Source organism: uncultured Mobiluncus sp. (assembly GCF_947087965.1).
Taxonomy (GTDB): domain Bacteria; phylum Actinomycetota; class Actinomycetes; order Actinomycetales; family Actinomycetaceae; genus Mobiluncus.
Window position 1 is genome coordinate 135,982 of the sequence record NZ_CAMUES010000003.1, and the last position, 14,160, is coordinate 150,141.

Sequence of the window (14,160 nt, forward strand, 5' to 3'; positions counted from 1 at the left end):
AGTTTCACTAACGACCGATTTCAACCCAGAATCTGGGCCATCATCGACTCCCGTTTTTTAAACCTGCAGGTTATAGAGATTCCAGCTGTGTCGAGACAGCATTGCGCACAGTGAAATCGGTCATTCGTGCAAAACAGACAGGATACAGGGGTTCATCGCGAGGGCGGTGGTGGAGGGGGGACCTCGAAGGAGCATATGGGTGTTCGTAGTTTTTCTTAGCGGCTTGCCCGCTTAGAAAAACAGAACGGGACCCCATTTCTGCGACTGAGAGGCATCCCCCCGAACGCCGCCAGACCTCGCGGCTGGGCTCACTTGCGCAACCGGCGCGGTGCTCTTCGGTTGGACAACTTGATAAACTGGCATAAAACCGCCCCTATGTGAGGAGCCACTTTGCTTGCTGATTTTTCTGCACCGCTACGAAAGCTGAAAGAGACGCTGTTTTCTGTGACGCCTATTGTCGGAATTGTCGTGGTTTTGGCACTCACGCTGGTTTCTCTGGAAGGCTCGCTGCCGGCGCGTTTTACCTTGGGCACGTTCGCAATTATCGTGGGTTTGGCGATATTCCTGCTGGGAGTAGACATTGGCCTGACCCCCATCGGCCAGCTGCTGGGACACGCTATCGCTCGGTCCGGCAGGCTTTCGGTCGTGATATCAGCAACCTTTGTGTTGGGTCTGTTCATTTCGGTAGCGGAGCCTGACCTGCATATTTACGGTGGTCAAGTCGAGCTGATTACCGGCGGGTTACTGGGCAAGCTCTTTTTGGTGCTGGTGGTGAGCCTGGGGATAGCGGCGCTTCTGACTATCGGCATGGTGCGCATCATCCGTTCCATCCCTCTGAAATTTGTCCTCCTGGGCGCCTACGTTTTGGTGGCAATCCTGGGCTTTTTCGCTCCCACCGAGTACCTCGCGATTTCTTTTGATGCTTCAGGAGCCACCACCGGGGCGTTGACCGTTCCGTTCATCTTGGCGATGGCGGCGGGGGTGTCCGCGATGAAAAAGGACTCTCGCAGCGGTGAAGCTGATGCGTTTGGGCTGGTGGGAATTGCTTCCGCGGGGGCAATTTTGGCGGTGCTGGTTACCGCCGTCATCTTTCGGCTGGGAGAGATTCCCCGTGACATTCCCGCCCCGGAAGTGTTGAATCTCAGCCCGTTGGCGCCGCTGGCCGAAGAGGCTCCCCGCCAGGTTCGTGACGTGGCGCTAGGATTGGCTCCCATCCTCACCGCCTTCGTGGTTGGCGCTGTAGCAAAGTTTTTCCCCCTGACTGCGGAGAAACTGCGTCGTATCATCTTGGGCCTGGTGTTTTCTTACCTCGGTTTGGTCACCTTCCTGACCGGGGTCAACGCAGGTTTCATGGATGTGGGCCGCACCATCGGCGAAACGCTGGCCGCGAACCAACCCCCTGCCCTGCTGCTGGCGGTGGCGTTCCTGTTGGGGGTCGTGACGATTCTGGCCGAACCGGCAGTCTACGTACTGATGGACCAGGTCGAGGACGTTACGGCCGGGGCGGTGCACCGCAAAGCGGTGATGTTTTCGCTGGCACTAGGAGTGGGCGTGGCGGTCGTGCTGTCCACCGCGCGTGTCCTCGTGCCCACGCTGGAGCTATGGCACATCCTGCTGCCGGGATACGTGGTAGCTGTCATCATGATGCGTTACGCTCCGCCGCTGTTTACCGGCATCGCCTTTGATTCCGGCGGGGTGGCGTCCGGACCTATGACGGCTACTTTCGTATTGGCTTTTGCCCAAGGAGCTGCGGCCGGAACACCGGGAGCAAACGTGGTGGTGGACGGACTAGGGGTAATCGCAACGGTCGCCATGACACCGCTGATTACCATTCAAATTCTCGGACTAATATATTCTTCTAAGACAAGGAAGGTTTCCCATGCTTGAGAAAGACTGGCATAAGGACGCGGTGCTGCTCTACGTTGTGGTCAATGACCAGATGGCCTCCAAAGTTATTGCCGAAGCGAAAAAACACGGGATTCGCGGTGCGACAGTGATGCTGGGACGCGGCACCATCAAGAACAAGTGGCTCAACGCTATCGGCGTGGTGGATTCCCGCAAAGAAGTCCTCATCATGGGTGCCGACACCGCCACCGCCAGCACGGCGATGCAGGCGCTGGCAAAACGTTTCCACTTTGAGAAACCCAACCGGGGTATCGCTTTTGCGGTTGAGATGGAGGGCATCGCGGGAACGTCTGCCATTGAACGCTGGCCCGAACCCCCCGCGGACCATGCCGTGCAACCGGCACAGTGGCAGCTCATCACCATCATTGTCGAGCACGGCCGGGCCGAGGATGTGGTTGAGGCCGCGCAAAGTGCCGGAGCTCGCGGAGGCACCGTAATCGCCGGGCGAGGCTCGGGGATTGCTCAAACCGAACTGGTGCTGGGCATGGAAATCGAACCGGAAAAGGACATTGTGTTCATGCTGGCCCCCGCTCAGAGCGCCCCTCAGATTGAGGACGCCATCGACCAGCGTCTCGATTTGGAAAAACCCAACCACGGCATTCTTTTCACCCAAAATGTGGTCGCTGTCAGCGGGCTGTACCAGGGAGCGTAGATGAATACCTTAACCGCAAAGCTGTGGGAAACGACCAAGTCGGTCCTTCCCATAGCCGGTGTTGTGGTGTTGGTGCATTTCACGGTCGTTCCCCTGCCGGGAGTACTGCTGCCTCGTTTCGGTCTGGGTGCCATCGCGATTATCGCCGGGCTGTCGCTGTTCCTGTTGGGGGTCGAGGTCGGTATCGCCCCCATCGGACGGATTATGTCCTCGACCGTGGTCAAGTCCGGGCGGATTTCGGTGGTTATGACGCTCACGTTTGTACTGGGTTTCCTGTTGACCATGGCGGAACCGGATATTCTCATCTATGCGGCGCAGGTCAACACGTTGACCCGCGGAATAGTGTCCTCTATCTTGCTGATTGTGGTGGTTTCAGCCGGGTTGGCGGTACTGCTGTGCCTGGGCATGGTGCGGATTTTGCGTGGCTGGAAACTTCGCTGGGTGCTGCTGGCGTCTTATGGCCTGGTGGCGCTGTTGGCACTGGTGGCGCCCATGCAGTATCTGGCTATTGCTTTTGATGCGTCCGGCGCCACGACCGGGCCGCTGACGGTGCCGGTCGTGCTGGCTTTCGCCACCGGGGTAGCGTCGATGAAACGCGACTCGGCCCGCAGTGAATCCGACGCGTTCGGGCTGGTGGCGATTGCTTGCGTGGGGGCGATTTTAGCCCTGCAAATCACGTCTATCCTGCTGCACCTGGGCGCTTTGCCGACTACCGGACCGACCCTGACTCCGGACACCACCCACCTCTTTGAACCGCTGGTGAAACATTTTCCGATGGAAGCCCGCAGCGTCAGCCTCGCCCTGGCCCCGCTGCTGGCGCTGTTCCTGATTGGTAACTTCACGGTGTTCAAACTGCACAAGTCAGCTACCCGTAGCGTCATCGCGGGTATCGTTATGGCGTTTTTGGGTCTGACTTTCTTCCTGACCGGCGCGAATGGCGGTTTCATGGACGTGGGACGCACTATCGGGGTGAGTTTGGCGCTTCGGGGGAGTGCGCCGCTACTGCTGGCCATTGCTTTCGCACTGGGTTTCCTGGCCGTGTTGGCGGAACCGGCGGTACACGTCTTGACCGAGCAGGTGCAGGAGGTCACTTCCGGGTCAGTGCGTGCCTCTGCCGTGATGGCGGCGATGGCACTAGGGGTGGGCTCGGCAGTTCTGTTGTCTACGTTGCGCCTGGTGATACCCAGTTTAGAGCTGTGGCACATGCTGTTGCCGGGATATCTGGTGGCGGTCGGGCTGACGTTCGTGTCCTCCGAGCTGTTCGGCGGGCTGGCTTTTGACGGCGGCGGGGTCGCGCCCGGCCCGATGCTGACCACGTTTGTGCTGGCCTTTGCCCAGGGAGCGGCCGCGGGCACCCCTACTGCAGACGTGGTAGAGGACGGTTTGGGACTCATCACGATGGTTGCGCTGATGCCCCCGATTGTGTTGCAGCTGCTCGGCGTCGTGTTCCAGGCTCGCGCCCGGCGCCGCACCAACCTGCGGAACAGCGACCCGTGGTCCAGCCCCACCCCGACTGATGACGTTGACTCTCCCGCATCCCCCACCGCTTGTGCGAAATCCACCCCCCGCGCTGCTGCCGTCTCGGCAGGGCATCAACCGGCTGAAACTGGCCAAGGAAAGAAGGAAAACTCATGATTCAGGCGATATTGACCGTTGTGGAAAAAGGCCACGCCGAAGAGGTCATCGACGCGGCGGTGCAGGCCGGCTCGCACGGCGGGACGATTATTAATGCGCGCGGCTCTGGAGTCCACGAAACCGCCACCCTGTTCGGTTTGGGAATTGAACCGGAAAAAGAGCTGGTGATAATCCTGGCCGACCAGGCGAACACCCCGCAAATAGTGGAAACCATCTATGAAACTCTGGAATTGCGCCAGCCCGGAAACGGCATTGTTTTCGTGCAAAACACAGCCCGCGTGCGCGGGCTTTACCAACCGACCGAGTAGGACCGGCAAAGCGTCCGAAGCGTACAAAACGGGGTAATACGGGCAAAAAATAATAGTTGGAGGAAAACCTCCAACTATTATTTGCAAAAGTTATGGTGTTTTAGGAAGCCAAGACTTCGTCCAGGCGCAACGAAGCGTCCTCTTCGTTGGTTTTCTCAGCCAAGGCCAGTTCGGAAACCAGAATCTGACGTGCCTTGGTCAGCATTCGCTTTTCGCCGGCCGACAGTCCGCGGTTCGAGTCACGGCGGGACAGGTCACGCACAACTTCGGCCACCTTGACCACGTCGCCAGTAGCGATTTTTTCTACGTTGGCCTTGTAGCGGCGCGACCAGTTGGAAGGCTCATCGGTCTTCTTGGCGCGCAACACTTCAAAGACGTGCTCCAGACCAGCTTCATCAACCACGTCGCGCACTCCGACCATTTCTACGTTCTCAGACGGAATCTGGATGGTGAGGTCACCCTGAGCTACACGGAGCTTGAGATATTCGCGTTCCACACCTCCAATAACGCGGGTTGTGATCTCTTCGATCGTGGCGGCCCCATGATGGGGATAAACAACGGTTTCGCCGACCTTAAATGTCATATTGAAAATCTCCCGGTTTTGAGGTGGATATACTTATATTATCACGATTTTGTGGTAAAGAGCAATTAAAGCTACGCTCACTTTTGGCGCAATGGCGCGAAAAACTGCCCCCCGTAGCACGAATTTTTACCGAGGTAACAATGATTCAACCGAAAAGGAAAAAGAAGTCCGACCGTAAAAAGAAGCAGGGTATTGACCTAACAAACGCTCCGGTAAAACGGAAAGTAGTCAAGGCGGCACGCCGGGTAATGGCCTCTCAAGCTGCAGATGTAGCCGCTTTGCACGGAGTCGAAGCGGAACTGCTCGACCCTCCGGTCTATGAAGTGACGCGGCGTGGGATTTTAGCGGAGCCTTCGCGCGGCACCGAGTTCTAGAATCCGCAACGACCGGCAATTACATGGGGCGCCTCGGTATACCGAAGCGCCCCACATATGTTTAAATTGAACTATTTGCCTTGGTTAGCCACCGCTTTGATGGCGTCGGCAGCCGCGTCCGGATCCAGGTAGCGGCCGTGGGCGACAGGCTTGAAGTCCTCACCCAGCTCGTAGTACAGCGGAATCCCGGTGGGAATGTTCAGGCCTGAAATCTCATCATCGCTGATGGAATCCAGGTGCTTTACAATGGCGCGCAGCGAGTTGCCGTGAGCCGCCACCATGACGGTCTTGCCGGTCTTAAGGTCGGGGATGACCGCGTCACTCCAGTAGGGCAAAGCGCGTTCCAGCACGTCCTTGAGACATTCCGAACGCGGAATCGGCTCGCCTGTGTAACGCGGATCGGCGTCCTGGCTGAACTCGGAACCGAGCTCAATCTGGGGCGGCGGCACGTCATAGGACCGACGCCACTGCATGAACAGGTCCTCGCCATATTCGTCACGGATAGCCTTTTTGTTCAAGCCCTGCAAGGCGCCGTAGTGCCGTTCGTTCAGCCTCCACGAGCGGCGCACGGGAATCCAGTGCCGGTCGCACGCGTCTAACGCCAGGTTGGCGGTCATAATCGCGCGGCGCAGCAGGGAGGTGTGCAGGACATCAGGCAGGATGCCTTCCTTTTTAAGTAGTTCGCCGCCGCGGGTAGCTTCGGCGCGGCCCTTTTCGCTCAAAGGCACGTCAACCCATCCGGTGAACAGGTTTTTTGCATTCCATTCGCTCTCGCCGTGGCGGAGCAGCACAAGTTTGTACGTCATAGTTTCATTCTTCCACAGGCCTTTGTCCGTCATAGGGCTTTTGGTCCCGGTTTTCTGGTGTGCCACGCCATTGGTGAGTGTTCACGAAAGGGTGGGCAAGAACCCTGGTGCGACCTCGCAAATCCACACCGTCAGTGCCGCGGCGACGGCCACAACGAACAGCGACTGACCTCGCCACGACAGCGCCAGAGCCACCCCAATGCCCAACACTGCGGAAATCAGGGAACCGGTCGAGAGGAACGCGGCGGGAATAATCATCGCGGCCAGCACCGCCCACGGCACGTAGTACAGGAAAGAATTAATCCAAGGAGACTTGATGTCTCGGCGCAACAACAGCAACGGTAAGACTCGCAAAGCATAGGTGACCAGTGCAGTCACCAGGATAGCTGTGGCCAGGTAGCTCATAGTTCCCCCGCTTTCCCCGCTTCATCGCCGGACAGTTCCGGGACGGTTGCCGCCTGACGATGTGGAAAGAACGTCGCTCCGAGCCCCGCGGCCACCAGGGTGGCAAGAATGATGCGCCAGCCGGAGGACAGCTGGGATACGACCGGGGCAAAAGCGAGAGCAGCCGAAGTCCCCGCCGCGATGGCCACCACCATTTTTACCTGCGAGGACTGTTTAAACGGGGGCATGACGATGGCGATAAACATGGCGTAAAGCAAAATTCCCGCCGCGTTTTCCACCGCTTTGGGCAGCGCCGCACCCACATATGCTCCGACCAGGGTGCCTGACACCCAGCCCAGAATCGGCAGAATCATCGAACCCAGATAATGCGCGAAACCCACGTGAGTCCGCCCGATGTTGATGGCGTAAATCTCGTCCGTGACCCCCAGCGCCATCACCATCCGCTTGAGGCTGCCGACTGGGCGGGGATTCGTACTGGTCAGGCGCTGGGACAGGGAAGTACTCATCAGCAGGTAACGCAGGTTCACCAGCGCCGTGGTTACGGCCAGTTCCACCAGACCGCCCTGGGCAGCGATGATGGTAGTGCCAGCAAACTGGCCGGTAGAGGACACATTGGTCAGGGAAAAGACGGCCGAGGACAGAGGCGGCAGCTTGCCTTGTGCCCAATACATACCGATGGCGATAGAAACCGCGAAATAGCCCAGCCCGATAGGAAGTCCCGCCTTGATTCCCGCGGTAAAGTCGTGTTTTGCCACAGTTTGACCTGCTTTACGGGGCTAACCGAACGTGACCGAGCCGCACTGAGCCCCAGCGGGGGTGTCCACCACCGGAGCGACGTGGGCTTGCAACAGGTCGCGAATCGAGTCGGCACGGTCCCAATCCCGCTGGGCTTTCGCGTCAGCACGCTGCTTCAAAAGGGCGGTGACCAGTGCTTCCAAGGTATCGTTCGGGGCCTGCGCGGTGTCTGGGGTGGCGCCGGGAGTCTCGGTTGCGGGTGTTGGCGTGGCCCAAGCCGGGTCGGCTGGGTCCAAACCGAACACGTCCAGCATGGCACGCATTTGCAAGGCGGCCTGCTGAGCTGCAGGCGTGTCCCCGCTGACCAAGGCCGCTTTGCCGGTTTTCAGGGTGCGGTGCAACGCCGGGAGGGCACCGGGAACATTCAGGTCATCGTCCAAAGCCGCCACAAAGTCATCGGGTAACTCGACCGCGGCCAGTTCGCGTTGCCGAGCAAGGTCTGGCTCGACATCACCATAGATATTGCAAACCTCAGAAGCCACCGCCTCCGCCGGAGCCGACCGCGGAACTTGCTGGAGGAAACTGGTGAATTTCTCCCACAACAAAGCCGCCTGTTTCAAGGAATCTTCGGAGTATTCCAGATTCGTGCGATAGTGCGTGGTTACCACGGACATCCGCACCACCGCTGGATCCCAATCCTCCAACAGGCGGCGCACCCCGACCACGTTACCGACCGACTTCGACATTTTTTCGCCCTTCAGCGTCAGCCAGGCGTTATGCATCCAGTAGCGGGCAAATCCCCAGCCCGCTCCGTGAGACTGCGCCATCTCGTTTTCATGATGGGGAAAGCGCAGGTCGAGCCCTCCGCCGTGAATGTCGAACGTGTCGCCCAGGTAAGCCTGGCTCATGGCGGAGCATTCCAGGTGCCAGCCGGGACGTCCGCGTCCCCAGGGCGCGTCCCAAGCCGCATCGGCGGGTTCGTCGTCTTTTGCGGCTTTCCACAAGGCAAAATCACGAGGGTCGCGTTTGCCCGCCTCGGTGGCGGTGTCGATTTGGGATTCGTCCTCGGTAGAAGCGAGTTCGCTGACCGGCTGGTTCGTCAGCGCGCCATAGTCCGGCAGGGACGTCACCGAGAAATACACGTTGCCGTTCGCGTCGCTGTAGGCGTGACCGCGCTCGAGCAAGCGTTCAATCAGCGCAATCTGTTGGGGAATATGCCCGGTGGCGTGTGGAGTCACGGTTGGAGGCACGGTGTTCAAAGCCCGGTAAGCAAAGTCGAATTCCCGCTCGAAATGGGCCGCCAGCTCCCACCACGGCACGCCGGCGGCGGCTGATTTAGCCAAAATCTTGTCGTCAATATCGGTGACGTTGCGCACGTAAGTCACCGTGTATCCCTGCCGACGCAGCCAGCGTACCAGCACGTCAAAGTTCAGTGCGGCGCGCAAATGTCCCAGATGCGGAGCCCCCTGCACTGTCGGTCCGCACAGATAGAGCCCCACCTTTCCCGGCGTGACCGGCTCAAAGTCGCGGACTTCATGCGTGGCGGAATCAAAAATCTTCATGAGCTAAGTCTACTGGCTCGGTTGGGCTTGGGGCAGTAATCGTGCAAATGCACGAATGACCAATCGTAAAAGAGATTTTTGGGTTTGTCCGGGCCTCTGAGGTACAAAATCACAGGTAAAACTGATTTTGATTTGAGGCGTTCGTCTCGAAGCGCAGTGAAATCGGTCATTCGTGTCAGGTAAACCCCACACCCGGGACAATCCGCTCGTCTAGCCGCGCAGGGCAGCGATTTGGTACAGGGCGATGCCGGTGGCGACAGCGGCGTTCAGGGATTCCATGCGTTTATCAATCGGGATGGACACAATCTGGTCGCAGGTTTCGCGCACCAGCCGGGAAATCCCTTTGCCTTCGGAGCCGGTCACGACCACCAGGGGCTGATCTGCCAGGGTCAAAGCGGGCAAATCCACTTCTCCCCCGCCGTCCAAGCCGATAGCGAACGCCCCCTCCGCCTGCAGCTGCTGCAGAGCATGAGTCAAGTTCCGCGCTTTGGCGACTGGCACAATCGCCGCCGCCCCCGCCGAAACTTTCCATACGGCCGCGGTGACGGAAGCCGAACGATGCTCGCCAATGATGACCCCGTCAGCTCCGAACGCCGCTGCGGAACGCAGCGTCGCCCCCAGGTTGTGCGGGTCGGTGACCTGGTCTAACACAATGAACAAGGGGGGACGCTGCGGCTCGGATTTGGCCCGAGTCACCGCCCGGTCCCACAAATCCATGACTTCGGCGTATTCGTAAGCAGCGATTTCCGCCGCGATTCCCTGATGGGTTCCCCCCGCGGTGATGCGATCCAGGTCGGCGGGGGAGCATTCACGCAGCTCCGCCCCCGAAGCGGCCCCACGCTGTACCACTTTGGACAGGCGCTCGTCTTTCATGAGCGTGGCGGAAACGAACAGGCGCTTCAGTGGCACTCCGGCCGCGGCGGCTTCGACTACCGGGTTGCGTCCGAAAATGATTTCGCTGTCCGTAGCGGTTGCGGGCCGGTACTTGTTTTTCGCCGCCGCTCGCTGGGTTACCCCCGAGGTATGGGTGGCTTTGCGTTCCGCCTCCAGACGGTCGCGATAGGCCTGGTGGTAGGGGCGATTGACGGCCTTCGGGGTCGGCCCTTTGCCTTTTAAGCGATGTCGGCGGACCCCGCCGCTGCCTTTCGGGGCGTGTGAAGCAGATTTCTTTGGACTCATGCCGACCATTTTACCCAACGTGTTTTTGCCGGGCGCAAACTCGCGGTGTTCCCGGGGTGGGCAGGTCGTTAGCGCTGGTTAGAATCCGAGCCGGAGCGGGTGTTGTCTGAATCTTCGGAGGTGTCAGCGGCGCGCTGCTCCAGCTCGTCGAGCAGGTCACGAATTTCCGAACGCACAAAATCGCGGGTCGCCAGCTCGGACACCGCCAAACGCAGGGCAGCAATTTCTCTGGTTAGGTATTCGGTATCGGCCAAAGTCCGGGCGGCCTGCTGGCGGTCCTGTTCCGCGATGACCCGGTCGCGGTCGTCCTGCCGGTTTTGCGCAAACATAATGAGCGGCGCAGCGTACGAGGCTTGGGTAGAAAACATCAGGTTTAACAGGATAAACGGGTAGGGATCCCACGGGTTATCCCCAAGGGATTGGGTCAATATCAGGTTCGCGATAATCCAGACCGCCACGAAAACCGTCATCCACAAAATGAACTTGGAAGTACCCATGAAGCGGGCGGTACTTTCCGCAACCCGGGTAAACAGCGAACGATCCTGGGCGCCGATTTGGGAGCGGCGCCGGCGTCCGAACACTCCGCGGCGCCCTTCGGTGGGGGTCTCCAATCCCTTAGACATCGGGGCTGACCTCCTTACCTGCCTCTTTACCTATTTCTGGGGGTGTCTGTGGGTGACGGGCCGAATTTGCCGAGACGGTGCTCATCGGGTGGTGAAGGGCGGGGTCGTCGTCCTCATCGCCGGGAGCGCCTTCCGCATCGTCAGAGGCCAAGGCCGAAGCAGTGTCTTGTTGCGTTTCCTCGTCTCCGGCGGCGGCTTCGGCTTCCGCAATGGCGGCCTGTTCGGCTTCGGCGCGGTCATCCCACCGCCAGTCGTCAGGCAGCAGGTGGTCCAAAACGTCGTCGACCGAGACAGCTCCCAGCAGGGAACCGGAGGTGGGCCCCACGACCGGGATAGCTGTCAGGTTGTAGGTCGCCAGGGTACGCGTCAGGTAGTCTACCGACCGATCCGGGGTCACGGCCTCCAGGTCGGTGTCGACAATGTTTCCTAGCATGATGTGGGGCGGTTCGCGTAAAGCTCGCTGCAGGTGAACGACCCCGATAAATTTTCCGGTGGGGGTCTCTAGGGGCGGGCGGGCAATCATCGCGATAGCGGCCAGAGCGGGGGGAATGTCTCGGCGTTGCACGTGCGCCAGCATGGTGGCGACCGTGTCGTCCGGAGCCAGCACCACCGGTTCGGTGGTCATCAGGCCGCCGGCCGTTTCCTCATCGTAGGCCAGCAAACGCCGCACGTCTTTCGCCTCTTCCGGCTCCATCAGTTCCAGCAGGTTCGCCGCGACTTCCTGCGGTAGTTCAGCCACCAGGTCGGCGGCGTCGTCAGGCTGCATGACATCCAAAACATCGGCGGCTCGCGCCGGATCCAGGGAGGAAACAATCTTAACCTGATCGTCCTCCTCCAACTCTTCCAGCACATCAGCCAAGCGACCGTCGGGCAGCTGGGAAGCGACCGAAAGCATTCGCGAATCGGACAAATCGTGCAGGGCGTCAGCCATATCGGCGGGTTTCATCTCGCCCAACGTGGCCAGCAGGGAATCCGCCGCTTGATCAGCGCCCCCCACGGTCAAACCGGTGACTTCTTCGATTCCCACATGCAAGGTTTCCCCAAGCCTGGTGCGGAAAGGACCCCGGCGGGACCGGGCTACGTAAAGTTCAGTGACAGCCCAGGTCCGGTCCTTTTGCCTCTCGATGGCCAAGTCCAGAATCTGAGCCTGACCAGAACCGTCCTTTAGCGTCACAACCCGATCCAGCACGTCTTGAATCGCGCAGGTTTCCAAGGGTCGGGCCTGGAAACGGCGCAGGTTTACCAGCCCGGTCGTAATGACGGCACCGGATTTGATGGCAGTGACCCGGGTGATGGGCACGAAAACCCGGTGAGCGCGCGTTACCTCCACCACTAAACCGACAGCGACAGGCGGCCGACGGTGCAGCAAAACCACCACGTCATAAACTTTTCCCACCGGATCCCCAATGGGATCGAACACGGCGGTTCCCCCTAGGCGTCCCACGAAGACGCGTTCCACTTCGTCTCTGCTCACGTGTAAATCCTACCTGTTTGTGCCGGTAGCGGTGGGAAACTTCACGAGTCGGGGTCGGGCGCGGTGTCCTCAGAAGGACGGGGGCGGCGCTTTCCCCACAGGTAGACCACTACGAAAGCGGCCAGCAGCGCCGCGAGCAGCCAGAACAGCCAGTTGGGAATCCCGGAGAGGGTGCGTTGCACCGCGAACTCCAGATTGGACTGGGCGCTGGCGGACAGCAGAGAAGCAGCCAGACCGCCGGGACCCGACAGCGTCATTATCAGCCCCAACAGGGTTATCAACAGTCCGGAAACCAGGTTCCCTACGGTGGAATCCCGACCCAAAACCTTGAGGGGGCGAGGGCGCAGTACCCGATTCGGAATCAGATTCCACAAGAATGACAGCACGGCGACCGGGGTAAACATCCCCAGACCGAACGCAAACATAGTAAAGAATCCGGTCACCGGGGAGCCACCGCTGACGCTGAAAGCGAGGATAGAGCCCAAAATCGGGGCTTGGCAGCCGGTCGCGGCGACCCCGTATGTCAGTCCTAGCAGGAAAATCGCTGCCGGGGAGGTACGTTCGACCGGGGTGTTCACATCCCGCGGTGAGTCGCCCGAAACCGGGTCTCGCCGGGTGGCGCGTTGCGTGGCACGGCGCTGTTTCCACAGCTGCCACCGGCTTTTCAGGCTCCCAAAGTTCGGTACCGGTAGCGCCAAAGACTGCCACACCCCGAACAGGACGATGATTAGCCCCGCCCACACGGTCAGACCGCGCAGTTTCGCGTTCAGCACCGCTCCGATGGCACCGAAAGCGGCCCCGGTGGGCAGTAATCCCGCCATAAGCCCCAGGAAAAACACGGCGGTGCGGGACGCCAGTTTCGTCTTTGAGGAAAAAGCGTAAGAAAAGAATGACGGAATCAGTAGGGCGGAACAGGGCGAAAACAGGGTCAGAATCCCCCCGGCGTACGCCACCGCGAAGGTTACCGAGTCCATTCCGCTTCCTTCCCCGCGGGCCTATTCCCCGCAGTGAGTTTGAAAAATGACGTGGCCAGCTGCCAGGACCTACTTTGTGGCCAAGAATTTTTGGTACTCGATAGAGTGCTCGAAGTACTCAATCGGGTAGGCCCCAGAAATCGTGGAATCCCCCAGCACAAAGAACGGGGTACCGTTGACTCCTACCGAGTGTCCCGAATCGGTTTCCTCAGAAACGGTAGCTTGGGTTTCCGGGGAGTTTATGTCGGACTTGAATCGTCCCAAGTCGGTGATGCCAACGGATTGGGCAATCTGGATGACCTTGTTTTCGTCATAAGTGGGGTGTTCGCCTTCGGGTGCGGTCCCGTAGGCGGCCCGCACGAAATCCCACAGTTTGCCCTGTTTCATCGCTGCAATCGAACCCCGCGCAGCCACGTCGGAACGATACTGATCAGCGAATATCACCATGTTGTGCCATTGAATTTTGAGGGTGCCGTCGTCGACATATTTTTGTAGTTTCGGCAACGTATCGTTGCCCCAACTGGTACACATCGGGCAGGAAAAATCGCTCAGAACTGTTAGCGTCACCGGGGCATCGGGTTTCCCTAGGGTGCGTCCGGGCTCATCGGCTCCGTCCCGCAGGATTTTCATGGCTTCCAGCCCGCCTTCGTTCGTGACCGAGGAGGCGAAGTCTTGACCGGGGACCAAGCCTGTTTGCGCCACAAAGTCAGCCACGGCCTTTTGCTCATCGCCCGTAGCGGTGCCGCTGGCCGTCGCAGGTTCGCTGGGGGCGGCTGCCGGGTTGTTTGTACCCGGAGCCGTGGCTCGCCCCACGAAAAACGCGATAACTAAAAGCACCACAATGGCCAGGACGCCAATAATTTTCAAAGCCCACACATTGGCGGCGCTGCGTTCCACAGATTTGTCCTTATCGCTCATTGTTCCTCATATTTCCAAATAATTCCT

The 14,160-nt window shown here is 59.6% G+C and carries 15 protein-coding genes; 5 read left to right on the plus strand and 10 right to left on the minus strand.

The window, feature by feature from the left end:
- Positions 1–390: 390 nt before the first annotated feature.
- Genes Q0V70_RS04540 through Q0V70_RS04555 form a run of 4 tightly spaced genes read left to right on the plus strand, consistent with a single transcriptional unit; the run spans position 391 to position 4,500 of the window.
- A complete protein-coding gene (locus Q0V70_RS04540) occupies positions 391–1,887 on the plus strand; it encodes a DUF1538 domain-containing protein (RefSeq protein ID WP_297588906.1) in 1,497 nt (498 codons plus the stop codon).
- Positions 1,880–2,557 (plus strand): P-II family nitrogen regulator, encoded by a 678-nt coding sequence (locus Q0V70_RS04545; RefSeq protein WP_297588912.1) that lies wholly within the window; start codon positions 1,880–1,882, stop codon positions 2,555–2,557. Before Q0V70_RS04540 ends, Q0V70_RS04545 begins: the two co-directional genes overlap by 8 nt.
- Positions 2,558–4,192 carry a DUF1538 domain-containing protein gene (locus Q0V70_RS04550; RefSeq protein WP_297588914.1) on the plus strand — a complete coding sequence of 545 codons (1,635 nt, stop codon included), beginning with the start codon at positions 2,558–2,560 and terminating at the stop codon, positions 4,190–4,192.
- A complete protein-coding gene (locus tag Q0V70_RS04555; protein ID WP_297588916.1) occupies positions 4,189–4,500 on the plus strand; it encodes a P-II family nitrogen regulator in 312 nt (103 codons plus the stop codon). Before Q0V70_RS04550 ends, Q0V70_RS04555 begins: the two co-directional genes overlap by 4 nt.
- 100 nt (positions 4,501–4,600) lie before the next feature.
- On the opposite strand, the gene Q0V70_RS04560 is transcribed toward Q0V70_RS04555, so the two are convergent.
- Positions 4,601–5,083 carry a CarD family transcriptional regulator gene (locus tag Q0V70_RS04560; protein ID WP_282922572.1) on the minus strand — a complete coding sequence of 161 codons (483 nt, stop codon included), beginning with the start codon at positions 5,081–5,083 and terminating at the stop codon, positions 4,601–4,603.
- Positions 5,084–5,223: 140 nt separating this feature from the next.
- On the opposite strand from Q0V70_RS04560, the gene Q0V70_RS04565 reads away from it, so the two are divergent.
- On the plus strand, positions 5,224–5,457 hold the full coding sequence (locus Q0V70_RS04565) for a hypothetical protein (protein ID WP_297588918.1): 234 nt from the start codon (positions 5,224–5,226) through the stop codon (positions 5,455–5,457).
- 71 nt (positions 5,458–5,528) lie between these two features.
- Here Q0V70_RS04565 and Q0V70_RS04570 read toward each other — a convergent pair whose 3' ends face one another.
- The 9 genes from Q0V70_RS04570 to Q0V70_RS04610 all read right to left on the minus strand — a co-directional run bounded on the left by Q0V70_RS04570 (position 5,529) and on the right by Q0V70_RS04610 (position 14,133).
- Positions 5,529–6,263, minus strand: a complete 735-nt coding sequence (locus Q0V70_RS04570) for a phosphoglyceromutase (protein WP_297588920.1) — start codon at positions 6,261–6,263, stop codon at positions 5,529–5,531.
- A gap of 81 nt (positions 6,264–6,344) precedes the next feature.
- Positions 6,345–6,668: an AzlD domain-containing protein gene (locus Q0V70_RS04575; protein WP_297588923.1), complete on the minus strand. Its 324-nt coding sequence runs from the start codon at positions 6,666–6,668 to the stop codon at positions 6,345–6,347.
- The gene (locus tag Q0V70_RS04580; protein ID WP_297588925.1) at positions 6,665–7,423 is read right to left on the minus strand and encodes an AzlC family ABC transporter permease; all 759 of its coding nucleotides are present in this window, start codon (positions 7,421–7,423) and stop codon (positions 6,665–6,667) included. Before Q0V70_RS04580 ends, Q0V70_RS04575 begins: the two co-directional genes overlap by 4 nt.
- A 21-nt stretch (positions 7,424–7,444) precedes the next feature.
- On the minus strand, positions 7,445–8,965 hold the full coding sequence (cysS, locus tag Q0V70_RS04585; protein WP_297588927.1) for a cysteine--tRNA ligase: 1,521 nt from the start codon (positions 8,963–8,965) through the stop codon (positions 7,445–7,447).
- 210 nt (positions 8,966–9,175) lie between these two features.
- Complete coding sequence (gene rlmB, locus Q0V70_RS04590) at positions 9,176–10,153, minus strand: 23S rRNA (guanosine(2251)-2'-O)-methyltransferase RlmB (RefSeq protein WP_282922578.1); 978 nt, start codon at positions 10,151–10,153, stop codon at positions 9,176–9,178.
- A 59-nt stretch (positions 10,154–10,212) separates the two neighbouring features.
- Complete coding sequence (locus Q0V70_RS04595; protein WP_297345688.1) at positions 10,213–10,767, minus strand: DUF1003 domain-containing protein; 555 nt, start codon at positions 10,765–10,767, stop codon at positions 10,213–10,215.
- Positions 10,760–12,241: a magnesium transporter MgtE N-terminal domain-containing protein gene (locus Q0V70_RS04600; protein ID WP_297345689.1), complete on the minus strand. Its 1,482-nt coding sequence runs from the start codon at positions 12,239–12,241 to the stop codon at positions 10,760–10,762. The genes Q0V70_RS04595 and Q0V70_RS04600 overlap by 8 nt, the downstream gene beginning before the upstream one ends.
- 41 nt (positions 12,242–12,282) lie before the next feature.
- Positions 12,283–13,215: a cytochrome c biogenesis CcdA family protein gene (locus Q0V70_RS04605; protein ID WP_297588931.1), complete on the minus strand. Its 933-nt coding sequence runs from the start codon at positions 13,213–13,215 to the stop codon at positions 12,283–12,285.
- 69 nt (positions 13,216–13,284) lie between these two features.
- Positions 13,285–14,133: a DsbA family protein gene (locus Q0V70_RS04610; protein WP_297345691.1), complete on the minus strand. Its 849-nt coding sequence runs from the start codon at positions 14,131–14,133 to the stop codon at positions 13,285–13,287.
- Between the last annotated feature and the right edge of the window lie 27 nt (positions 14,134–14,160).